21 protein-coding genes and 1 tRNA gene are annotated in these 20,187 nt (G+C 71.2%); 3 read left to right on the top strand and 19 right to left on the bottom strand.

Going from position 1 to position 20,187, the window contains the following annotated elements:
* Position 1: 1 nt before the first annotated feature.
* Complete coding sequence (locus AC0ZLC_RS10225) at positions 2-175, bottom strand: hypothetical protein (protein ID WP_476751567.1); 174 nt, start codon at positions 173-175, stop codon at positions 2-4.
* Between the two features lie 68 nt (positions 176-243).
* A complete protein-coding gene (locus AC0ZLC_RS10220; protein ID WP_476751566.1) occupies positions 244-1,713 on the bottom strand; it encodes an MFS transporter in 1,470 nt (489 codons plus the stop codon).
* 116 nt (positions 1,714-1,829) lie between these two features.
* Here AC0ZLC_RS10220 and AC0ZLC_RS10215 point away from each other — a divergent pair, with 116 nt between their 5' ends.
* Positions 1,830-2,723: a helix-turn-helix transcriptional regulator gene (locus AC0ZLC_RS10215; protein ID WP_476751565.1), complete on the top strand. Its 894-nt coding sequence runs from the start codon at positions 1,830-1,832 to the stop codon at positions 2,721-2,723.
* 78 nt (positions 2,724-2,801) lie between these two features.
* On the opposite strand, the gene AC0ZLC_RS10210 is transcribed toward AC0ZLC_RS10215, so the two are convergent.
* The 7 genes from AC0ZLC_RS10210 to AC0ZLC_RS10180 all read right to left on the bottom strand — a co-directional run bounded on the left by AC0ZLC_RS10210 (position 2,802) and on the right by AC0ZLC_RS10180 (position 7,326).
* Positions 2,802-2,874 (bottom strand) — tRNA-Ala (locus tag AC0ZLC_RS10210).
* 106 nt (positions 2,875-2,980) lie between these two features.
* Entirely contained in the window at positions 2,981-3,652 is a 672-nt protein-coding gene (locus AC0ZLC_RS10205; RefSeq protein ID WP_476751564.1) for a histidine phosphatase family protein, read from the bottom strand.
* The gene (gene rsfS, locus AC0ZLC_RS10200; protein ID WP_358853726.1) at positions 3,649-4,092 is read right to left on the bottom strand and encodes a ribosome silencing factor; all 444 of its coding nucleotides are present in this window, start codon (positions 4,090-4,092) and stop codon (positions 3,649-3,651) included. The genes AC0ZLC_RS10205 and rsfS overlap by 4 nt, the downstream gene beginning before the upstream one ends.
* Positions 4,093-4,265: 173 nt before the next feature.
* Positions 4,266-6,008, bottom strand: a complete 1,743-nt coding sequence (locus AC0ZLC_RS10195; protein ID WP_476751563.1) for a LytR C-terminal domain-containing protein — start codon at positions 6,006-6,008, stop codon at positions 4,266-4,268.
* Positions 6,009-6,024: 16 nt separating this feature from the next.
* Positions 6,025-6,723 carry a nicotinate-nucleotide adenylyltransferase gene (nadD, locus tag AC0ZLC_RS10190; protein ID WP_476751562.1) on the bottom strand — a complete coding sequence of 233 codons (699 nt, stop codon included), beginning with the start codon at positions 6,721-6,723 and terminating at the stop codon, positions 6,025-6,027.
* Between the two features lie 70 nt (positions 6,724-6,793).
* The gene (locus tag AC0ZLC_RS10185; protein ID WP_097263999.1) at positions 6,794-6,958 is read right to left on the bottom strand and encodes a hypothetical protein; all 165 of its coding nucleotides are present in this window, start codon (positions 6,956-6,958) and stop codon (positions 6,794-6,796) included.
* A 203-nt stretch (positions 6,959-7,161) separates the two neighbouring features.
* Positions 7,162-7,326: a hypothetical protein gene (locus tag AC0ZLC_RS10180; protein ID WP_476751561.1), complete on the bottom strand. Its 165-nt coding sequence runs from the start codon at positions 7,324-7,326 to the stop codon at positions 7,162-7,164.
* Positions 7,327-7,427: 101 nt separating this feature from the next.
* Here AC0ZLC_RS10180 and AC0ZLC_RS10175 point away from each other — a divergent pair, with 101 nt between their 5' ends.
* Positions 7,428-8,591 (top strand): M48 family metallopeptidase, encoded by a 1,164-nt coding sequence (locus AC0ZLC_RS10175; RefSeq protein ID WP_476751560.1) that lies wholly within the window; start codon positions 7,428-7,430, stop codon positions 8,589-8,591.
* A 152-nt stretch (positions 8,592-8,743) separates the two neighbouring features.
* Here AC0ZLC_RS10175 and AC0ZLC_RS10170 read toward each other — a convergent pair whose 3' ends face one another.
* The 5 genes from AC0ZLC_RS10170 to proB form a co-directional block, all read right to left on the bottom strand.
* Entirely contained in the window at positions 8,744-9,811 is a 1,068-nt protein-coding gene (locus AC0ZLC_RS10170; RefSeq protein ID WP_476751559.1) for an SCO2583 family membrane protein, read from the bottom strand.
* Between the two features lie 78 nt (positions 9,812-9,889).
* Positions 9,890-10,474 (bottom strand): SCO2584 family spore wall biosynthesis protein, encoded by a 585-nt coding sequence (locus AC0ZLC_RS10165; protein ID WP_476751558.1) that lies wholly within the window; start codon positions 10,472-10,474, stop codon positions 9,890-9,892.
* 86 nt (positions 10,475-10,560) lie between these two features.
* On the bottom strand, positions 10,561-11,847 hold the full coding sequence (locus tag AC0ZLC_RS10160; RefSeq protein WP_476751557.1) for a glutamate-5-semialdehyde dehydrogenase: 1,287 nt from the start codon (positions 11,845-11,847) through the stop codon (positions 10,561-10,563).
* Positions 11,848-11,920: 73 nt separating this feature from the next.
* A complete protein-coding gene (locus AC0ZLC_RS10155; RefSeq protein ID WP_476751600.1) occupies positions 11,921-12,379 on the bottom strand; it encodes a hypothetical protein in 459 nt (152 codons plus the stop codon).
* Between the two features lie 176 nt (positions 12,380-12,555).
* Entirely contained in the window at positions 12,556-13,683 is a 1,128-nt protein-coding gene (gene proB / locus AC0ZLC_RS10150) for a glutamate 5-kinase (protein ID WP_476751556.1), read from the bottom strand.
* 267 nt (positions 13,684-13,950) lie between these two features.
* Here proB and AC0ZLC_RS10145 point away from each other — a divergent pair, with 267 nt between their 5' ends.
* Entirely contained in the window at positions 13,951-16,056 is a 2,106-nt protein-coding gene (locus AC0ZLC_RS10145) for a hypothetical protein (RefSeq protein ID WP_476751555.1), read from the top strand.
* A 70-nt stretch (positions 16,057-16,126) separates the two neighbouring features.
* Here the strand turns inward: AC0ZLC_RS10145 and AC0ZLC_RS10140 are convergent, their stop codons facing one another.
* The 5 genes from AC0ZLC_RS10140 to AC0ZLC_RS10120 form a co-directional block, all read right to left on the bottom strand.
* Positions 16,127-16,276, bottom strand: coding sequence for a hypothetical protein (locus AC0ZLC_RS10140; RefSeq protein ID WP_476751554.1), 150 nt, complete (start codon positions 16,274-16,276; stop codon positions 16,127-16,129).
* Between the two features lie 158 nt (positions 16,277-16,434).
* The gene (obgE, locus tag AC0ZLC_RS10135) at positions 16,435-17,871 is read right to left on the bottom strand and encodes a GTPase ObgE (protein WP_476751553.1); all 1,437 of its coding nucleotides are present in this window, start codon (positions 17,869-17,871) and stop codon (positions 16,435-16,437) included.
* A gap of 151 nt (positions 17,872-18,022) precedes the next feature.
* On the bottom strand, positions 18,023-18,277 hold the full coding sequence (gene rpmA / locus AC0ZLC_RS10130; protein WP_354782314.1) for a 50S ribosomal protein L27: 255 nt from the start codon (positions 18,275-18,277) through the stop codon (positions 18,023-18,025).
* A 14-nt stretch (positions 18,278-18,291) separates the two neighbouring features.
* The gene (gene rplU / locus AC0ZLC_RS10125) at positions 18,292-18,612 is read right to left on the bottom strand and encodes a 50S ribosomal protein L21 (protein ID WP_358853713.1); all 321 of its coding nucleotides are present in this window, start codon (positions 18,610-18,612) and stop codon (positions 18,292-18,294) included.
* 197 nt (positions 18,613-18,809) lie between these two features.
* On the bottom strand, positions 18,810-20,162 hold the full coding sequence (locus tag AC0ZLC_RS10120; protein WP_476751552.1) for a phospholipase D-like domain-containing protein: 1,353 nt from the start codon (positions 20,160-20,162) through the stop codon (positions 18,810-18,812).
* Between the last annotated feature and the right edge of the window lie 25 nt (positions 20,163-20,187).

Here is a 20,187-nt window from a genome sequence, read left to right as displayed (position 1 = left end):
ATCAGCTCCAGCTGTGGCCGCAGGCCGTGCACACGTAGGAGATCCCGCCGTTGTCCCCGAGGACCTGCGCGACATGGACGGAACCGCAGGAAGGGCAGTCGAGGAGGGTGGGTGTCTTCCGGATCGCCGCCGCTTCGAGGAGATGGTCGGTCTCCTCGAGGATGCTCGCAGGCATCGCTACTCCTCCCGTCGGGCCGCGCCCCCTTCCGGCCGTCTGATTCTGCCACGGCCGGGCCAATACGGTCAGCGACGCCTGCGTACCAGTCCGGACACGGCACCCAGCCCGGCCGTGGCGGCCAGCGCGTACATGCACACCAGGAGCGCGTCCGCAGAGGTATACGCCCCGGAAGCCCCAAGTGACTCAAGCCGATTCAGGAAGAGTGCACCGAAGGCCGCCACACCGATCAGCTGACCGAGCTGTGTGACCGTCGCGAGCAGTCCGCTGGCATCCGCCGCGTCCTCGGGCCGCACCGTGGCCAGAGCCCCGGTGAGCGTCGGACTGAAGCTGAGCGCCAGGCCCATGCCCACGCCGGTGAACGCCACGTACAGCCAGAGGCCACCGTCGCCGCCGTCCCGCATCGCCCACCCTACGCCCGCCACGGAGGCCGCCGCGAACGCGAACCCGGCCGGTACGAGGGCCCGTTGCCACGCCGCGGGCCACGCACGCCAGGTCAGACCGACCAGACCGAAGACCACGGCGGTCGGCGCGAAGGTCAGCCCTGCGCGCAGGGCGCTGTAGCCGAGGCCGCCCTGGACGTGCAGGGTCAGTGCGAACAGGAACCCGCCGTTGACGGCCATCACGGCCATGATCCGGAAGACCGCGAGACCGACGCCGGGGTGACGCAGCACCCCGGGTGCGAGCAGCGGGGCCCCGCCACGCCGCGCGAGCCGGGCCTCGTAGCCGCAGAGGAGACCGAAGAAGGCCGCGGCCGCCGCGAGCGACAGCCAGGACCACAGCGGCCAGCCCTCCGCCTGGCCGAGCACGAGGGGCACCGTGAGCAGGGAGACGGCGGCGGCCAGCAGCACGAGACCCGGCAGGTCGAGACCGCGCGACCGCTCCAGCGCCCGCGGGTCGTCGCGCGGCAGCACCCGCCGGCCGACGGCCAGGAGTACGAGGCCCACGGGCACGTTCACGAGGAACACCGGCCGCCATCCGGTGCCGAAGAGGTCGGCGCTGACGAGGATGCCGCCGAGCACCTGGCCCGCCGCGGCGCCGGTCGCGAGGACCGCGGAGTACGCGCCGAGCGCCCGCGCCCGGCACTCGCCGGTGAAGTGACGCTGGATCAGGCTGAGGACCTGCGGGATCATCACCGCGGACCCGGCGCCTTGCACCACACGGAACGTGATCAACTCGCCGGTGTTCCCGGCGAGTCCGCAGGCCAGTGAGGCGGCCGTGAAGAGGGCGAGCCCGGCCAGCCAGACGCGGCGGTGACCGAGCAGGTCGCCGAGGCGGGCGCCCGTGATCAGCAGGACGGCGTACGCGAGGGAGTATCCGGCGACCACCAGCTGCAGGGCGGCGCCGGACGCGTGGAGTTCGGAACCGATCGTGGGTACGGCGACGTTCACGATGAAGACGTCGAGCAGCGCCATGAACTGGGCGGCGAGCACGACGGCGAGCAGCCGTCCGGGGCGATTGTCAGTGCCGGGGCCTTTACTGGTCGCGGGGCTCGGACTCGCTTGTGGTCCGGGGCCCGCGGGGGTTGTCGTCGTCATGCGCCGAGCCTGGCGACGAGCGGATCCGGGTGACGAGAGCCCGCCGGTGCTGGTACTGACAGCACCTGGCAACAAAGCGCTCCGGCCCCGACGATGGGACAGGGGGAGTGAGGACGATGGTCACGACACAGCAGCGCCGCAGGCCGGAGCTGGCGGCCTTCCTGCGCAGCCGGCGGGCCCGGGTGACACCGGCCGACGTGGGCATGCCGCCGGGATTCCGGCGCCGTACGCCGGGGCTGCGCCGGGAGGAGGTCGCCCAGCTCTCGGGCGTCGGGGTGACCTGGTACACCTGGCTCGAGCAGGGGCGGCCGATCAACGCGTCACCGCAGGTCCTGGACGCGGTGGCGCGCACCCTGCGGCTGGACCGGACCGAGCGGGAGCATCTGTACCACCTGGCGGAGGTGCCCTTCGAGTCCGGTCCCGAGCGCCTGGCGCAGGCCGTGGGGCAGGAGGTCCAGGACATCATCGACGCCCTCGACCCGCACCCGGCGGTGGTCTACAACTCGCGGTACGACATCCTGGCCACCAACCCCGCCTACCGCGACCTGTTCCTGGTGCCGACGACCAGCCAGATCGGCGTCCCCAACGTGCTGTGGACGCTGTTCTCGGTCCCCGACGGGTCCTGTCCCCTGGTGTTCCGGGAGCGGGAGCTGCCGGTGATGGTGGCCACGCTGCGCGCCGCCTACGGACGGCATGTGGGCGAGCCGGCCTGGGAGGACTTCATCGGCCGCCTGTCCGCCCGGAGTCCGTACTTCGTCGAGCTGTGGGCGAGCGGCGAGGTCATACCGCCGGGGCCCCGGGTGAAGACGTTCCGGCACCCTGCGGTGGGCGAGCTGCGCATGACCTCGGTGTCGCTGTCCGTCGACGGCATGCCCGAGTGCCGGATCGTGGCGTACTCGCCGGTGGACGCGGAGGCGAGGGAGGGGGTGGCGCTGCTGCGGGAGTGGCGGGAGCGGTTGTGGCCGTCGGCCGATGCCATGGACGCCGAGCCGGTGGGGGCCGACAGCTAGGGCAACGAAAAAGTCCCGCTCCCTGACGGGAACGGGATCTTCATCACCGATCTTTGACAACTCAAGAGTGTCGATCTGTGGAGCTAAGGAGAATTGAACTCCTGACCTCCTGCATGCCATGCAGGCGCTCTACCAACTGAGCTATAGCCCCTTGCGTTCTTCCCGCTCGGCGGGCGAACAAGAAGAACTTTAACCGGTGACCTGCCGGAAAGTGAAATCCGGGTCCCGCCCCCTCGTGAGGGTGCGGGCAGGGGTGCTCAGTCGTCGTCGCCGAGCACGGGCTCGGGCAGCGTGCCCGCGTTGTGTTCGAGCAGCCGCCAGCCGCGCGCGCCCTGCCCGAGGACGGACCAGCAGCAGTTGGAGAGCCCGCCGAGGCTCTCCCAGTGCTGGGATTCGAGGCCGAGGAGACGTCCGATGGTCGTACGGATGGTGCCCCCGTGACTGACCACCACGAGGGTGCCGTCCTCGGGAAGCTTGTCGACGTGCGCGAGCACCACCGGAGCGGCGCGGTCGGCGACCTCGCTCTCCAGTTCGCCGCCACCGCGGCGGACCGGCTCACCGCGCTTCCAGGCGGCGTACTCGTCGCCGTGCCGGGCGATGATCTCGGTGTGCGTCAGACCCTGCCAGACACCGGCGTAGGTCTCGCGCAGCCCCTCGTCGTGCACCACCTCGAGACCGGTGAGCCTGGCCAGCTCGGCGGCCGTGGCGGAGGCGCGCTTCAGGTCCGAGGCGACGACGGCGTCCGGTCGCAGCGAGGCGAGCAGGCGGGCGGCGCGGCGGGCCTGGCCGATGCCCGTCTCGGTGAGTTCCACGTCCGTGCTGCCCTGGAAGCGGCGCTCCAGGTTCCAGGAGGTCTGACCGTGCCGCCACAGGATGATGCGGCGGCCCCGGCCCTTCTTCCGCTCGTCCGCTCCGGCGGGGCCGCTCACCGCAGCTCTCCGAAGTCGGCGGAGTCCTCCTCGGCCTGCAGCTGGGCGTGCTCCTCGGCCTTGCCGCGCGTCGCCTTGGCGTCGGCGGGCAGCTCCAGCTCGGGGCAGTCCTTCCACAGGCGCTCCAGCGCGTAGAAAACACGCTCCTCGCTGTGCTGGACGTGCACGACGATGTCGACGTAGTCGAGGAGCACCCAGCGGGCCTCGCGGTCGCCCTCGCGGCGGACCGGCTTGACGCCGAGTTCCTTGTTCAGCCGCTCCTCGATCTCGTCGACGATCGACTTGACCTGGCGGTCGTTGGGTGCGGAGGCCAGCAGGAAGGCGTCGGTGATCGACAGCACGTCGCTGACGTCGTAGGCGATGATGTCGTGCGCGAGCTTGTCGGCGGCCGCCTGGGAGGCGGTGGTGATGAGCTCGATGGAACGGTCAGTGGCGGTCACTACGTAGCTTTCGGTCGGGAACAGGGGTCGGCCGGGGTGCGGGGTCACCCCGCGGGTCCCGGCCCGTCGGCGGCAAGAACCCTCACCGGTCACCTCAAGGGTCTCACGGCCCGCCGACGGCACCCCACGTGATGGTGGGAGCACGCCCCGGGCCTGCCGGGGCGTGCTCCCGGTCACGACGAGGTCAGGTAGCTCCGGCCGAGTACGACGGACACGTCCGCGTTGGACGTGACCTTGCCCTTCTGCACGGATGCCGTGGGCAGACCGAGGGTCTTGGCGACCTCGACGGCGTCGTCCTTGCTCCCGGCGTCGGCGTAGGTGATGCGGGACACGCTCTCGGAGGCACCGGCGGTGCCGGCGTCGACGAAGGTGTAGCCGCCGTTGATGAGGACCACGCGGGCCTTCTCGGTGCCTTCCCTGGAACCGGTGGCATTGGTGATGCCGACCCGCACGGCGTCGCCCTGTTGCGGGCTCCTGGCACTGCCGCCGAGGACGTTCTTGACGACGCTGTCGCTCGTTTTCGCGGTGAGTGTGCCGTCGGACTGCACCGGCAGGAGGGAGGTCCTGAAGTCGCCGCCCTTGGCGTGGTCGGCGAGCTTGGCGAGGAAGGAGCCGAGATCCTGGTCGTTGAGCGAGGGGTCGAGGATCTGCGCCAGCGTCTGCACGGTGGTCGTCGCGGCCTGTTCGTCGGAGGACAGCTTGCGCAGCACCCCCTGCATGACCTGCCCGAACCGCTCCAGCTGCGCGTTCTGGGCCTCGCCCGGGGCGCGGTAGGTGGCGTAGGCGACGGCCATCCGGCCGCTGAGGGTCTGGTCCTCCCCCTTGTGCACAAGGGGGTCGGCGCCCTTCTTCGACGCCTTGGCATCGGGGTCGGGCACGTCGGTGTCGGTGTCGATGCCGATGTTGCCGACGAGTTCGACGAGGTTGTTCAGGTAGGGGGTGTCGAGTCGCCAGGTGCCCTCGATGTCGGTGCCGAGGACCGTGTCGATCTCGTCGCGCGTCCCGGACGAGCCGTCGTCGTCGACGGACTTGGCGAGGGTGGTCGTGGTGCCGTCGTCGTCCGTCAGGGCGAGCGAGTTGGGCAGCAGGACGGTCGCGCCCTGGCGGGTGGTGGTGTTGTTGACGAGCAGCGCCGTGGAGGTGCCGCCCTTCTTGGTGTTGTGCAGGTGGACGACGATCACGTCGCGTTTCTGTGCCGCCGCGGACGTGGTCGTGCCGGACTCGGCGTCCGGCGAGGAGCCCGGGAGCTTGCCCGCGTACCAGAGGTAGCCGACGCCGCCGGCGACCACCAGGGCGAGGACCACGGCCAGGGCCACGACCCGGCTGCGGGCGCGGCGCTTGGCCTCCTCGCGCCGCTCTGTGCGGTTCTCGGTGAATTTGAGCCAGTCGATGACGTCCTCGGAGTCGCCGTCCGGGTCCTCGACGAAGGCGAACTGCTCGGTGCGGTAGTCACGGTCGGCGCGCGGTTCACCGTCCTCCGCGGGGCCCGGCTGCTGCGGGATGTACGCGGTCTGTTCGGCGACCCGCGGCTGCCGGCCGGTCCCCGAGGTCTGTCCGTAGGGGTCGTACGCGGTGCCGGTGGGCGCCTGGCCGTAGGAGGGGTCGTACGGGTCGTACGGCGGATCGGGCTGCTCCCGGCCGGTGTCGTACGAGGGCGCCGGCTGCTGCCGGCCTATGTCGTAGGGCGGTGCGGAAGGCTCGTGCCCGCCCGTGTCGTACGAGGGCGCCGAAGGCTGTTGGCCGGTCGCGTACGGGTCGTATCCATAAGCCTGTTGCTGCTGCCCGTAGGGGTCGTAGCCCTGCTGCTGCGGGGGCTGCTGCTGTGGGACCTGCCGGTACACAGGCTGCCCGAACTCGTCGTAGCCGACGAGTTCGTACGGGTCGCCGCCCGCGTACCCGTCGTATCGGTCGTTCACCGGTGCCCCTCTCGGCTCACTCGCCGCGGTACAGCTCGCGCTTGTCGATATAGCGCACCACGCCGTCCGGCACCAGGTACCAGACAGGGTCGCCCTTGGAGACCCGGGCACGGCAGTCCGTGGACGAGATGGCGAGCGCGGGGACCTCGACGAGCGAGACACCGCCCTCGGGAAGTCCCGGGTCGGTCAGCGTGTGGCCGGGCCGGGTGACGCCGATGAAGTGCGCGAGGGAGAACAGTTCCTCCGTGTAACGCCAGGTCAGGATCTGGCCGAGCGCGTCCGCGCCGGTGATGAAGAAGAGGTCCGTGTCGGGGTTGAGCGCGCGCAGGTCGCGCAGGGTGTCCGTGGTGTAGGTCGGGCCGCCGCGGTCGATGTCGATGCGGCTCACCGAGAACTGCGGGTTCTCCGCGGTCGCGATGACCGTCATCAGGTAACGGTCCTCGGCGGGAGCGACCTTGCGCTCGGTCTTCTGCCACGGCTGCCCGGTCGGCACGAACACCACCTCGTCGAGGTGGAACTGGGCGGCGACCTCACTGGCCGCCACGAGGTGCCCGTGGTGGATCGGGTCGAACGTTCCGCCCATGACGCCGAGACGGCGCTTGCCCGGACTCGACGGGGCGTTGCCGGTGCCCGGCACCGGGCGGTCCGCCGCGCGGCGTCCGGCGTCGCTCACCGTGTCGCTCGCCGGACCGGTAGGCATGTCCTGCTCTCCCATGCGTGCAGACCCTACCGGCCCGGCCGACGGGCTCCCGCCGACAGGCCCCCCTGCCCGGCCCGGACGGGGCTCAGCGGTCCCGGTTGAAGCGCGTGGTGATCCACAGCAGGAGGAGCAGCACGACGAAGGCGCCGCCGCCGGTCAGGTACGGGCTGAGGCTCTCGTGGTTGCCGCCGTGCTCCTCGCCCTCTGCGGCAAGGGTGACCAACTGGGCAGCGGTGCTGTGGAAGCTCATCTTCGGCAGGACCTATCCGGTGTGGGCGGGATAAAGACGTCCGGGCCATCGTATGCGGGGGCCCCGGCCCCCATCACGCCGACTCCGCCGTTGGGGAAGCCGATGGCGCCGGGCGAGGGCAGTGGACGAGGGCGCCGGGCGAGGCGGCGGGCGAGGGCGGCACGAGCCGGCCTTCAGCGGGCCGGGGCACCGCCCCGGGAGTCTCAGTCGTCGTCGTCCCGCTTGTATCCCCGCAGCAGGAACCAGGCGAGCAGGACGATCCCGACGACGCAGACGATCAGCACGACTCGCAGCAGATTGCCGCCTCCTTGCTGGTCCGCCGCGTTCGCGGCCTCGGTCAGCCAGGCGGCTGCGGCGATGTGTTCCATGGGGTCGCTCCTTACGGTGTGCTGCCCTGCCACCGTAACTCCGCCTAGGCTGGGGACCGCTTCGGGGGCGACACAGGGCAATCAGACGCGTGGGGGAACACATGTCCGACGACAGCCATGAGCAGAACGGGCACGAGAGGGTGCCTAGCAGGTCGCGCAGGCGCTTCCCGGGGATCTCCTCCCGGACCTACGAGCACCCGGCGGACCGCTCGGCCCTGGTGGCCCTGCGCAGGCTCACCGGCTTCGACACGGTCTTCAAGGCACTCAGCTCACTGCTCCCCGAACGCAGCCTGCGGCTGCTGTTCCTGTCCGACTCGGTACGGGTCTCGGACGCGCAGTTCGCACACCTCAACGACATGCTGCGGGACGCCTGTTACATCCTGGACCTGCAGAAGGTCCCGCCGATGTACGTCACCCAGGACCCCCGGCCGAACGCGATGTGCATCGGCCTGGACGAGCCGGTCGTCGTGGTCACCACGGGCCTCGTCGAGCTGCTCGACGAGGAGGAGATGCGGGCGGTCGTCGGCCACGAGGTGGGCCACGCCCTGTCCGGCCACTCGGTGTACCGGACGATACTGCTGTTCCTGACCAGCCTGGCGCTGAAGGTGGCCTGGATCCCGCTCGGGAACGTGGCGATCATGGCGATCGTCACCGCCCTGCGCGAGTGGTTCCGCAAGTCGGAGCTGTCCGCGGACCGCGCCGGGCTGCTCGTCGGCCAGGACCTGCGGGCCTCGATGCGCGGCCTGATGAAGATCGCGGGCGGCAACCACCTGCACGAGATGAACGTGGACGCGTTCCTCGCGCAGGCCGAGGAGTACGAGGCCGGGGGCGACCTGCGCGACTCCGTGCTCAAGATCCTCAACGTCCTCCCCCGGTCCCACCCGTTCACGACGGTGCGCGCGGCCGAGCTGAAGAAGTGGGCCGAGTCCCGCGACTACCAGCGGATCATGGACGGCCACTACCCGCGGCGCACCGAGGACCAGGACGCCTCCGTCTCGGACTCCTTCCGGCAGTCGGCCGCGAGCTACGCCAGCGATGTGAAGAACTCAAAGGACCCGCTGATGAAGCTGGTCAGCGACCTCGCGGGCGGCGCGGGCGATCTCGGCGGACGGGTGCGGCGCGGTTTCGGCGGCTTCGCATCGGGCGACGCCCCGAAGGACCCGAACCGGCCACAGACCCCGCCCCAGGGCGGACCCTCGTCCCAGGGCGGACCCTCGTCGCGGGACGACGGACCCGACAGCGGCCACCCCGACGGCACCGGCTGAACAGGGGCGGCCGGCACGGCTCCCGGGCACCACCGGCCCGGGTCGGCCAAACGCCGGACAGGGGCGCACCCGGGCAAGTCGGCCCACGCCGGACGGACCTGCCCGCGGGCAGGTGACGTGCACGCGGGCAGGTGACGTGCACGCGGGCAGGTTCAGACCTTCGGCTGCGCGTTCGTGGCCAGCGACCCGCACAGCGCCGTGGCGCCGCCGGTCGCGTACGGATCGGTACCGGCCGGCCCGCCCGCCTTCGCCGTCTGCCCGGCGAGCAGCGGGCGCAGATGGTCGGCCGAGTCCTCGGCGCAGGCCAGCGGCCCTGCCTGGACGTAGGAGAGGACCAGTTCCGCCTGGTGCCTGCGCAGGTCGTCGCGGTCGAAGCGGAAGTGCAGCTCGCGCCGGACGGTGAACAGCGACACCTGTGCCTCCGCGTCAGAGCCCGTGGGCCGCAGCGCGTAGACGAGGGTGTGGTCGGCGACGACCTCCAGGGTGTTCGCGTCGGGCTCGGCGGCCTGGAGGGTGCCCTGCACGCGGATCCGGTGGCCGGCGAGTTCCTCGCGGGCGGGGTCGAAGCGCACCAGCCAGCCGGTGGGCGCGTGCCGCCCGTCCGCCGCCGGGTGGTCGAAGCTCTGGTCGAACTGGTCGAGCTGCTGCGGGTCGAGCAGTATCCGTACCGGCCGGGTGACGTCGCCGGTGAGGACCTCCGGGTCCAGCGAGGACCTGACCAGGTAGTCCTTGGCCGTGGTCAGGGCGGTGACGACCTGACTGTCCGAGAAGTGCGCGGTGCGCCGGGAGGCCGGCATGGTGAAACCGTCGGCGCCGATGCGGAACTGGGCGGCCGGGCTGTGCGCGTACAGCTCCTCGGCCTTCGCGGCCCCCGGCACGGCGCTCTGCGGCGCGAGCGGGATCACCGTCATCCGCAGCGGTTCGGGGGGCTGGGCGGCGGGGCCCTGGTAGGGGTGGCGTACGCCCATGTAGATCGCGGTACCGAAGGCGATCGCGATGAGCAGGACGAGGACCAGCGCCTGCCGGGACAGTCCGCGGTGCAGGGGCGGGCGACGGCGTACGGCGGGGGCGTGATCGTCCACGCGCTCCCGGGCGGAGAACTCCTGCAGACGGGCAGCGCGGACGAACGACTCGTCGAAGACGACGGATCGGTACTCGTCCTCGCCACCAGCGGGAGCCCCTTCGGGCGCCCCCTCAGGTGGGTCTCCAGGCCCGCCCATACCTTCAGGTTAGGTCTCCTGGCGCCCCGGTAAACGCGACGCTACGGGACAACTTGCGTCAGGTCCTCACCAGCTCTGTCAGGGCGTGCGGGGGACCGCCGACACGGCCGGCCGGGAGTGGTCCGCGGAGACGGACGGGCTGACCCCCGTGACCTTGTCCCGGCCCTGTTCGAGGCCCGTCGGGGCGGGCGGGGGGACCGGGTCCTGGCGGCCGGACGAAGCGCCCCGGTAGACCGCGGTGAAGGCGAGGGCGACCATGCCGATGCCCATCAGGAGGGCCAGCATCCAGGCGACGGGGCGGCGCCAGCGACCGGGTCCCGCATACGTCCCGGACGGCCCGTAGGGGCCCTCGATGTGGTCGAAGGCGTCCAGGTCGTCCAGGTCCGGATCATGGCCGAAACCGCCGTTGCCGTCGGGGCCGAAGCCGTCCTCGTCGCCGTGGCCCCTGGCGTGCGCCCCACGGGCCTCCTCGGAGGCCTCCGCGCGGGCCTGGGCGGCGGCGAGCAGGCGCTCCACGGCGGTCGGCTCGTGGACCACGGCCGCCCGCACGAAGTCCTCGTCGAAGACCACGGAGGCGAACTCTTCGTCCATACCTCCGCGGTCGCGGTCGTCGTCGGGCTCCCAGCCGTCCGGGAACGGCGTGCCCCCCACGTCCTCCGGCACGGATCCAGAGTAGACCTGGGGGGTCATTTTGGGCAGACCGTACGGAAATTCTTCCGCCTGGCGAGACGCCCTCCCGCGGAGCGGTCTCAGCGCCGGACGTGCCCGTCCCCGGTCACGATGTACTTGGTGCTCGTCAGCTCCGGCAGGCCCATGGGGCCGCGGGCGTGGAGCTTCTGCGTGGAGATCCCGATCTCGGCGCCGAAGCCGAACTGGCCGCCGTCGGTGAAGCGCGTGGAGGCGTTCACGGCGACCGTCGTGGAGTCGACCAACCTGGTGAACCGGCGGGCGGCCTGCTGCGAGGTGGTGACGATCGCCTCGGTGTGCCCGGAGGTCCACAGCCGGATGTGCTCGACGGCCCGGTCCAGCGAGTCGACGACGGCGGCGGCGATGTCGTAGGAGAGGTACTCGGTCTCCCAGTCCTCCGCCGTGGCCTCCACGACGGTGGCCCGCGAGTCCTTCGCGTACGCGGCGACCCGCTCGTCGGCGTGCACGGTGACCCCGGCGTCCGCGAGGGCGTCCAGGGCGCGCGGCAGGAACTCCGGGGCGATGTCCTGGTGGACCAGGAGGGTCTCGGCGGAGTTGCAGACGCTGGGCCGCTGGGCCTTGGAGTTGATCAGGATGTCGATCGCCGTGTCGAGGTCGGCGTCGGCGTCGACGTAGACGTGGCAGTTGCCGGTGCCGGTCTCGATGACCGGGACGGTGGACTCCTGCACGACGGTGCGGATCAGGGAGGCGCCGCCGCGCGGGATCAGGACGTCGACCAGGCCGCGGGCGCGCATCAGCTCACGGACGGACTCACGGCTCTCGCCCGGCACGAGCTGGACGGCGTCGGCGGGCAGCCCGGCGCCCCCGACGGCGTCGCGCAGCACGCGCACGAGGGCGCTGTTCGACTCGTACGCCGACGAGGAACCGCGCAGCAGCACCGCGTTGCCGGACTTCAGGCAGAGGGCGGCCGCGTCGACCGTGACGTTCGGGCGGGCCTCGTAGATGATCCCGACGACGCCGAGGGGGACGCGGACCTGGCGCAGGTCGATGCCGTTCGGCAGGGTCGAGCCGCGGACGACCTCACCGACCGGGTCGGGCAGGGCCACCACGTCGCGGACGTCCGAGGCGATCGCGCGCACCCGCTCGGGCGTGAGCGTGAGCCGGTCGATGACCGTCTCGCCGGTACCGGCCTCGCGGGCCCGGGCGACGTCCTTGGCGTTTGCGGCGACGATCTCGCTCGTACGGACCTCCAGCGCGTCCGCGATCGCGAGCAGCGCGTCGTCCTTCTCGGCCCGCGGCAGGGGCGCGAGATCGGCGGCGGCGGCCTTCGCCCGGTAGGCGGCCTGGGTGACCGGGGACATCGAGTCGTACGGGGAGAGCGTGGTCATGACGGCAGCCTAATGCTCCGAATGGGGCCGTTCGGCTGTTGTCCCACACCCCGAGACACCCGGCGAAGGCGGCTCAAAAGGGGTGGACGCCCACCGGGGTGGCGGGCAGCGGGCCGTAGCCCTCGGCGATGCGGTGGTGGTACGTCTCCCGGTCGATGACCTCGAGGCCGACGATCTCCCAGGGCGGGAGGTTGGCGGTCTGCCGGTGCTCGCCCCACAGGCGCAGCGCGACCGCCGCTGCGTCGTGCAGGTCGCGGGCCTCTTCCCAGTACCGGATCTCCGCGTGGTCGTTGGCGTACCGGCTGGTCAGCAGGAAGGGGTGGTCGTGGGCGAGCTGTTCGAGGGCCCGCCTGACCTCCTTCAGGGGTGCCTCGCCGCCCGAGACGCTCAGCGTGACGTGCCAGAGCCGGGGGGCGTCCTTCGGTTCCTCGGCCTCGTACGTGTCACCGGCGGCGACGCTCGTGAGGGCCCGCTCCTCGCCGATCGCACGGGAGGTGCCACCACCGCGGGACGCCGCCGCCCCGGGGCGCACTCGTCTCACGACGGCCTCCTTCACCCGATGGTCGTGCCGAATCTCCCTGCCTCAAAGTTGAACAGCTACGGCGCCGTCGCGTGGCGGTTTTGCGGAACGTCCCTCGCCGGAGGGCGGGAGAACCGGCCGTTCAGGGCCACCGTGGCCGGTTGTCCACGAAACGTCCGGGACGCGGTCTACGGGTGCAGGAGCACCAGGTCGTCCCTGTGTACGACCTCCCGCTCGTAGGCGGGTCCCAGCTCACGCGCCAGTTCCCTGGTCGAGCGCCCGATCAGCTGGGGGATCTCCTTGGCGTCGAAGTTCACGAGGCCGCGGGCGACCGCACGCCCCGCGGTGTCGCGCAGCTCCACCGGGTCGCCGGCGGTGAAGTCGCCCTCGACCGCCGCGATGCCCGCGGGCAGCAGCGACGTGCGCCGCTCGACGACCGCGCGGACCGCGCCGTCGTCGAGGGTGAGCGCGCCCTGCGGGGTCGACGCGTGCTGGAGCCACAGCAGCCGGTCGGCCGAGCGACGTCCGGTGGGGTGGAAGTACGTGCCGGTGTCCCGGCCGGCGAGGGCGTCCGCGGCGTGCACGGCGGACGTCAGGACCACCGGGATGCCCGCGGCCGCCGCGATGCGTGCCGCCTCGACCTTGGTGACCATGCCGCCGGTGCCGACGCCTGCCTTGCCCGCGCTGCCGATCTCCACGTGCGCCAGGTCCTGCGGGCCGCGCACCTCCGCTATCCGCGACGTGCCGGGCTTGCTGGGGTCGCCGTCGTACACGCCGTCGACGTCCGAGAGCAGGACCAGCAGGTCGGCCCGTACGAGATGGGCGACGAGCGCGGCGAGCCGGTCGTTGTCGCCGAAGCGGATCTCGTCCGTGGCGACCGTGTCGTTCTCGTTGACGACCGGCAGGGCGCCCATCGCGAGGAGTTTGTCGAGGGTGCGGGATGCGTTGCGGTGGTGGGCCCGACGGCTGGTGTCGTCGGAGGTGAGCAGCACCTGCCCGACGCGGATGCCGTGCCGGGCGCAGGAGGCGGTGTAGCGGGCCACCAGGAGCCCCTGGCCGACGCTGGCGGCGGCCTGCTGCCGGGCGAGGTCCTTGGGGCGCCGGCGCAGCCCCAGCGGGGCGAGCCCGGCGGCGATGGCCCCGGAGGAGACGAGGACGATCTCGCGCTCACCGCCGCCACGGCCGTTGGCGAGGGCGTCGACGAGGGCGTCGACCCGGTCCGCGTCGAGGCCGCCGGCGGCGGTGGTCAGGGACGAGGAGCCCACCTTGACGACGATCCTGTGGGCGTCCGCCACACCCTGCCTTGCCGCTGACACGTATTTCCCCAATGTCTCCGAGGTCCGACCAGCCCGGTACGTGCAATCTACGTGAGCGCGGGCGGCCTGCGCCGCCGCGTTCCGAGGGGCGGACGACCCCCGTGTTCACAGGGTTCCCGGCAGGATGCCCGTTTTCCGGTGATAGTTCTCACCGCAGATTGCTAGCCGGGCGCCAGAGGTCATACGGTCAGTGGTCGGCCAGGTCATGCCTGCCGTCGTCACCCCCGCTTCTCCCATCCGCCGCATCCCTTCGCAGGAGCCCCGCCCGTGCCTTCCGCAGGCCTCGCCCCCCGCCGCATCGTGCAGCTTTCCGCGCTGCTCGCGATGTTCGCGCTCTTCACGGCACAGATCGTCTCCGCCCTGCTGCCGTACGTCCCGGTGTTCGTCGCCGCGAGTGCGGCGGGTCTCGCCCTCGACGTCTATCTGCAGTACCGCGACCCCGGTCTGCTCGCGCTGCTCGGCAAGGTCCGCTTCGACGTCACGGTGCGCCAGCTGCTGCGCGACATGCTCGTCCTCGTGGGGCTGCTGCGGATCGACGGCATCGACCCGGAGCGCGAGCAGGCGCCGCTGCTCGTCGCGCTGTGCCTGTTCTACGCGCTGCACTTCGCGTGCCAGGCCGTCGCGGTGCTGGTGCGCCGCACCCGTACGCTGCCGATCGTCACGCGGAACATCGACGCCTCCGCGCTGAACCTGAGCACCGCGCCGCCGCGCATCCTGGCCCGCCGGCAGGGCCACCGGCTGCTGACCTTCTCCGTGCCGACGACGGCCGGCCTGGTCCTCACCGCCGCCACCCAGGACGCCCTGTGGGGCCGCATCGGTGTCGGGGCCGCCCTGGTGCTGATCATCGGCGGCATCGTCCGCCTGGGCACCTGGCTGCTCCCGAAGAAGCGCGCCAGGAGCGAGCAGCAGGTCATGGAGTGGCTGGACAAGTGGCTGGCCGAGTACCGGCCGACGGTCGCCATGTACTTCTCCGGCGGCACGACGTCGGCGTACCAGGCGAACATGTGGCTGTCGACGCTCTCCCAGATCGACGCCAAGCCGCTGATCGTGCTGCGTGAGCGCTTCATGGTGCAGAAGATCGACGCGACGAACGTCCCGATCATCTGCTTCCCGAAGGTCTCGACGATGTTCTCGCTGGAGAACTCGACGCTGAAGATGATGCTGCACCCGGCCAACGCCGCGAAGACCTCGCAGGTGCTGCGCATCCCCACGATCAAGCACGCGTTCACCAACCACGGCGAGAGCGACAAGCTGTCCTCCTGCAACCCGTACGCGAAGGCGTACGACGAGGTGTGGGTGGCAGGACCCGCGGCCCGCGAGCGCTACCTGCTGGCCGAGGTCGGCGTCGAGAACAAGGACATCGTCGAGGTGGGCCGCCCGCAGCTGGCGCCGATCCGCCCCTACTCGGGCGCGCCGACCGGCACGTACACGACCGTCCTGTACGCCCCCACCTGGGAGGGCTGGGACGGCAACCCGGGCAACACCTCGGTGGTCCTGGCCGGTGAGAACATGGTCCGGCGGCTGCTCGCCGACGACGGTGTGCGCCTCCTCTACAAGCCGCACCCGATGACCGGCTCCGTCGACCCGCGGGCGGGCGCGGCCAACGAGCGCATCAAGGCGATGATCCGCGAGGCCAACACCAAGCGGTCGGGGGCCCGCCCCGGCCCCGAGGCTGCGGCCGAGCTGGCCCGCCGCACCGCGGAGCTGGACAGGCTCACCTCCACCGCGTTCCGGCCCAGCGCGGACGAGATGGAGCGGATGCTGCTCCAGGGCGCCCCGCACGGTGACCGCGAGGCGGAGATCGCCCGGGCGACCACGGCGTGGGAATCCGCGTACTGGGCGTCCTTCCCGGAGTGGGAGCACCAGATCATCACGGACGCGCGTCCGGCGATCTTCGCCTGCTTCAACCAGGCCGACCTGCTGATCAGCGATGTCTCGTCGGTCGTCTCCGACTGGCTGTCCAGCGAGAAGCCGTACGCCGTCGCCAACACCTCGGGCATGTCCGAGGCCGCCTTCCGCGCGGGCTTCCCGACGGTGTCCGCGGGCGTCGTCCTGACCCCGGCGGCGGACGGTGTCCCGGCCCTGCTGGAGTCGGTGCGCTCCCCCGAGAAGGACCTGTTCACCGCGGCCCGCGCCGAGCTCAAGGAACACCTGCTGGGCCCCTCGGACCCACCGTCCCTGTCCCGCTTCGACGCGGCGATCGCCGCCCTGTGCACCAAGGCCGACGAGCGCCGGGTGCGCATGGAGTCGCGTCTGGCCGCGGAGATCCCCTCCCAGCGCAGCGCCGCCCAGGAGACGGCCCAGGAGTCCGACCAGGGCCTGGAGGCCGTCGAGACCGAGGACAACGGCGCGGAGGACTCGGTCACCGCGTAGGTCCTGCGCAGTACGCCGACGGCCCCCGGGAGCAGCGCTCCCGGGGGCCTCGATGTGCACGGCGTCCGGGTCAGTCCGGGCAGACCGCCGCCGGCAGCCCGCGACGCTCGCCGTCCGTGAGGTCGCGGCCGAGGACCTCGCACAGATGGCGTTTCCACCGGCCGGGGTCCGGCGACAGCAGGTTCGCCTGGCCGCACGGGGCGCGCGCGGTGGGCTTCACCCCCCGCATCGCAGATCGTCACGCGGCGAACGCGCCCTGCAATCAGCCGACTTGGCCCGGGCCGAGACGCGCGCCAGGAGCGGCCCCACATGCAGGGACGCCCCGATCCGTGCGGATCGGGGCGTCCCATGACCATCGGGCGCGGTTGCCGGGAACGGCTAGAACGGCTCGAAGTCGTCGTACTCCTTCTCCGACTCGTCCCGCTCCGCCTGCTTGTCGCGGCGGCGCTGGGCGGCGGGACGGGGAGCGTCGAAGCGGTGGTCCTCGCCGCGCCGGCCGAGCATCTCGGCGCCGGCCATGACCGTGGGCTCCCAGTCGAAGACGACCGCGTTCTCCTCGGGGCCGATGGCGACGCCGTCGCCCGTGCGGGCGCCGGCCTTCATCAGCTGGTCCTCGACACCGAGCCGGCTCAGACGGTCGGCGAGGTAGCCGACGGCCTCGTCGTTGCTGAAGTCGGTCTGGCGGACCCAGCGCTCGGGCTTCTCGCCGCGGACGCGGAACAGGCCGTCCTCCTCCTGCGCCACCGTGAAGCCGGCGTCGTCGACCGCCTTCGGGCGGATGACGATGCGCGTGGCCTCCTCCTGCGGCTTGGCCGCGCGGGCCTTCGCGATCACGTCGGCGAGGGCGAAGGACAGCTCCTTGAGCCCCGTGTGGGCGACGGCCGACACCTGGAAGACACGGTAGCCGCGACCCTCCAGCTCGGGCCGGACCATCTCGGCCAGGTCCTTGCCGTCCGGTACGTCGATCTTGTTCAGGACGACCATGCGCGGGCGCCGGTCGAGACCGCCGTACTGCTTCAGCTCCTCCTCGATGATGTCGAGGTCGGAGACCGGGTCGCGGTCCGATTCGAGGGTCGCCGTGTCCAGGACGTGGACGAGGACGGAGCAGCGCTCCACGTGGCGGAGGAACTCGAGGCCGAGACCCTTGCCCTGGCTGGCGCCGGGGATGAGGCCGGGCACGTCGGCGATCGTGTAGACGGTCTCGCCTGCCGTGACCACGCCGAGGTTCGGGACGAGCGTCGTGAACGGGTAGTCCGCGATCTTCGGCTTGGCGGCGGACAGCACGGAGATCAGGGAGGACTTGCCCGCGCTCGGGTAGCCGACCAGGGCCACGTCCGCGACCGTCTTCAGCTCCAGGACGATGTCCTGGAAGTCGCCGGGCACGCCGAGCAGCGCGAAACCGGGGGCCTTGCGGCGGGCCGAGGCCAGCGCCGCGTTGCCGAGGCCGCCGCGGCCGCCCTGGGCGGCGACGTAGGAGGTGCCGTTGCCGACCAGGTCGGCGAGGACGTTGCCCGCCTTGTCGAGGACGACCGTGCCGTCCGGGACGGGCAGGATCAGGTCCTGGCCGTCCTTGCCGGAACGGTTGCCGCCCTCGCCGGGCTTGCCGTTGGTCGCGCTGCGGTGCGGCTTGTGGTGGTAGTCGAGCAGCGTGGTGACGGACTGGTCGACGACCAGGATCACGTCACCGCCACGGCCTCCGTTGCCGCCGTCGGGGCCGCCGAGCGGCTTGAACTTCTCCCGGTGTACGGAGGCACAGCCGTGGCCTCCGCTACCCGCGGCGACATGCAGCTCGACGCGGTCCACGAAGGTGGTCATGGTGGGGTGCCTCCAGCACTTCGGTTACTTCTGTACGTACGGAATGTCTCTTGGGTAACACGCGAAAGGCGGACCCGCCTTCCCGACCGGGAAGTGAGGTCCGCCTCGCGAGAAAGCTGTTCCGCGGAGCCTGGGCCCTAGAGGGACTGGATCAGGCGACCGGAACGATGTTCACGACCTTGCGGCCGCGGTGGGTGCCGAACTCCACCGCACCGGCGGTCAGCGCGAACAGCGTGTCGTCCTTGCCACGGCCGACGCTGGCGCCGGGGTGGAAGTGGGTGCCACGCTGGCGGACCAGGATCTCACCGGCGTTGACGACCTGACCGCCGAAGCGCTTCACGCCGAGCCGCTGAGCATTGGAGTCGCGACCGTTCCGGGTGGACGATGCGCCCTTCTTGTGTGCCATCTCTCCTCAGTCCCTTACTTCGCAGCCGCGGGGATCTCAGTGACCTTGATCGCCGTGTACTGCTGGCGGTGGCCCTGACGACGGCGGTAGCCGGTCTTGTTCTTGTAGCGAAGGATGTCGATCTTCGCGCCCTTGTGGTGGTCCACGATCTCGGCCTGGACCTTGATGCCGTCGAGGACCCAGGGGTCACTCGTCACGGCGTCGCCGTCGACAACGAGCAGGGTCGAGAGCTCGACCGTGTCGCCAACCTTGGCGGTGGAAATCTTGTCAACCTCAACGATGTCGCCGACAGCAACCTTGTGCTGGCGACCACCGCTGCGCACGATGGCGTACACGCGGATCTCTCTCTCACTCGGATCGGGACCCCGCAGTCCAGCCGCAGGCTTGCGCGAGCGGCCTCTCCCGAAGCGCGGGCGCCGGGAGGAAGAGGTTTACGGGGATGCGGCGTGCCAGGGGACACGCCGACGATCCAGGTTACGGGGCCGCAGCCGAAAGGGTCAAACCAGGCCGGGCCCCGCGACCGTGCCGCACGTCACGTCGTCGGCTTCTCGCCGTCGTCCGGGAGCGGCTTCACGCCCCTGCACAGGTCCGTGGTGTCCGCGGCACCGGGGTACGCGACCGACCGTACGCGGTCGAAGTGCGCCCGGTACATGTCGTGCACGGCGTCGTCGTCGACCTTGACGATGGACTCGTCGTTCTCGCGGAGCGCGGGCCCGGTGTAGTTCCCGGAGCCGGTGAAGCTGACCTTGTTCTGCACGCCGTCGTACATGCCGTCGATGAGGATGTACTTGGAGTGGATGATGAACGGCGTGGTCAGCTTCTGGCCGGGGTTCAGCGGGTCCCGGTCGTCGTTGTAGCAGCGCACCGAGGGGCCGCCGGTGGTGTGCAGCTTCTCCCAGGTGCCCTTGGTGCCGCCGGAGCTCTTGGCGCTGTCCGTCTCCGCGTACACGACGCTCACCGAGCAGCCCGCCTTCTGCAGCGAGACCAGCTTCTCGGCGATCGCCATCCTGGTGAGCTTGAAGATCGCGACCCGGACCCTGGTCTTCTGCGTGACCCCGGCGGCGTCCTTGTACGAGCACTGGACGTTGTTCAGCACCGAGTAGACGGTGTCGGTGTCCCGCGTGTTGCCCTCGCGCGGGAAGAAGTACGCCTTGTAAAGACCGTTGCTGACGGTGCGGTAGTTCCAGGACGCCCAGTCCCGGGCCACCATCGTGTCGAAGTAGTCCGAGTACGCGTCGTACATCGTCGGGTTGTTCGGCAGCAGCAGCGCGTCGTTGAAGAAACGGGTGTGCGCGGACGGCGTCGAGTTCGACGTCGTCTCGACGACCACGTTCGTGGCGCCCTGGACCGCGGAGAAAAGCCAGAACTTGTTGTGCATGATCGACTGCCCGAACTTCGGGTCGCCGAGGCAGGACTTCTTCGCCGGGCACGTGCTGACGTACGAGCCCTTGGCGCGGTCGGTGCCGAGACCCGCGGCCAGCGTGCTGTACGACGTGTTGGCCGGACGGTCGCTGACGCTGGACTCGTCGAGCAGGACCTGGACGTTGACCCCGCGGTCCTTCGCGGCCACCAGGGCGTTGACGACGGACGCCTCCCACACGTGGTACACCGCGACCTTGATGACCGATCCGGGCAGCGCCGCGTTGGTCAGCTCGATCAGCCGGGTGCGGATCGCGTACTGCTGATCCGTGGTCCCCAGCGGGTCGTTGAAGATCGGCCCCTCGGTCCACGTCGGACCGCCCACCGCCTCCGCGGTGCCCGCCGACGTCGCCGCCTGCACCCCCGCGGCCGACAGCACCGTGGCCAGCGCGACGGCCTGGCGTCCTCCCTTGACCGGCTTCACAGCGCGGTGCCGCCCCGTGCCCGTCAGGCGCACGCGCGCCATGAGATCCCCTCCCGTGACACGAGCA

It is taken from the genome of Streptomyces sp. GLSS-08 (assembly GCF_056387915.1).
The sequence above is the reverse complement of the archived record's forward strand: the minus strand, read 5'-3'. Positions and strand labels throughout refer to the sequence as shown.

Coding starts and splice junctions, on each gene's coding strand:
- AC0ZLC_RS10225 (WP_476751567.1), bottom strand. CDS start 175: ATGCCTGCGAGCATCCTCGAGGAGACCGACCATCTCCTCGAAGCGGCG.
- AC0ZLC_RS10220 (WP_476751566.1), bottom strand. CDS start 1,713: ATGACGACGACAACCCCCGCGGGCCCCGGACCACAAGCGAGTCCGAGC.
- AC0ZLC_RS10215 (WP_476751565.1), top strand. CDS start 1,830: ATGGTCACGACACAGCAGCGCCGCAGGCCGGAGCTGGCGGCCTTCCTG.
- nadD (WP_476751562.1), bottom strand. CDS start 6,723: ATGGGAGAGCAGGACATGCCTACCGGTCCGGCGAGCGACACGGTGAGC.
- AC0ZLC_RS10185 (WP_097263999.1), bottom strand. CDS start 6,958: ATGAGCTTCCACAGCACCGCTGCCCAGTTGGTCACCCTTGCCGCAGAG.
- AC0ZLC_RS10180 (WP_476751561.1), bottom strand. CDS start 7,326: ATGGAACACATCGCCGCAGCCGCCTGGCTGACCGAGGCCGCGAACGCG.
- AC0ZLC_RS10175 (WP_476751560.1), top strand. CDS start 7,428: ATGTCCGACGACAGCCATGAGCAGAACGGGCACGAGAGGGTGCCTAGC.
- AC0ZLC_RS10170 (WP_476751559.1), bottom strand. CDS start 9,811: ATGGGCGGGCCTGGAGACCCACCTGAGGGGGCGCCCGAAGGGGCTCCC.
- AC0ZLC_RS10160 (WP_476751557.1), bottom strand. CDS start 11,847: ATGACCACGCTCTCCCCGTACGACTCGATGTCCCCGGTCACCCAGGCC.
- obgE (WP_476751553.1), bottom strand. CDS start 17,871: ATGACCACCTTCGTGGACCGCGTCGAGCTGCATGTCGCCGCGGGTAGC.
- rpmA (WP_354782314.1), bottom strand. CDS start 18,277: ATGGCACACAAGAAGGGCGCATCGTCCACCCGGAACGGTCGCGACTCC.
- AC0ZLC_RS10120 (WP_476751552.1), bottom strand. CDS start 20,162: ATGGCGCGCGTGCGCCTGACGGGCACGGGGCGGCACCGCGCTGTGAAG.